The following is a 524-nucleotide window of genomic DNA, read 5'->3' as shown; positions in this document are numbered from 1 at the left end:
ACTGACGCGCTGATAGTCAGGTCTTTAAGGTTGAGTTCGTCGTTGTTAACCGCGTCAACACCCGCTTGAGTCAGCTTGACTTCATCGCCAACTAATACAAAGTAACCGTTTGAGTTGTTTTCTAAAGAAACGGTTAATTGGTCTTCAGAAGTGTCAGTATCGCGAACCGTTAAGGTTGCGACTACCGTATCAGTGCTCACTGCATCTTCAGTGATACTTTCTACTGCATCAACCTTGATGGTTGGCGCATCGTTTACTGGATTTACTGTAACAGTTACTTTCGCTTCGTCGGTCAATTGGCCGTCCGTTACGGTGTAAGTGATTTCGGCGTCGCCATTGAAGTTCTCGGCTGGAGTGAACACCAGTTTGCCATTCACCACTTCAACCGTACCCTGCTCTTTAGGTACAGAGGCTGATTCAACACTCAGCTTGTCGCCATCTGCGTCGGTGTCGTTTGGCAGGACATCAATAGTAACTGCAGTGTCTTCTTGTGTCGTAGCAATATCATCTTTCGCCACTGGTGC

Annotated in this window: 1 protein-coding gene; it reads right to left on the bottom strand. The window is 47.3% G+C overall.

Features of this window, described 5'->3' with window-relative positions:
* A partial coding sequence (locus tag ACF8CV_RS12615; RefSeq protein WP_392416975.1) for an Ig-like domain-containing protein occupies nt 1-524 on the bottom strand: 524 nt, incomplete at both ends.

Origin of the sequence: Vibrio sp. zbq_1, assembly GCF_043102935.1 — a bacterium.
Classification (GTDB): Bacteria; Pseudomonadota; Gammaproteobacteria; order Enterobacterales; family Vibrionaceae; genus Vibrio; species Vibrio parahaemolyticus.
The sequence above is the reverse complement of the archived record's forward strand: the minus strand, read 5'-3'. Positions and strand labels throughout refer to the sequence as shown.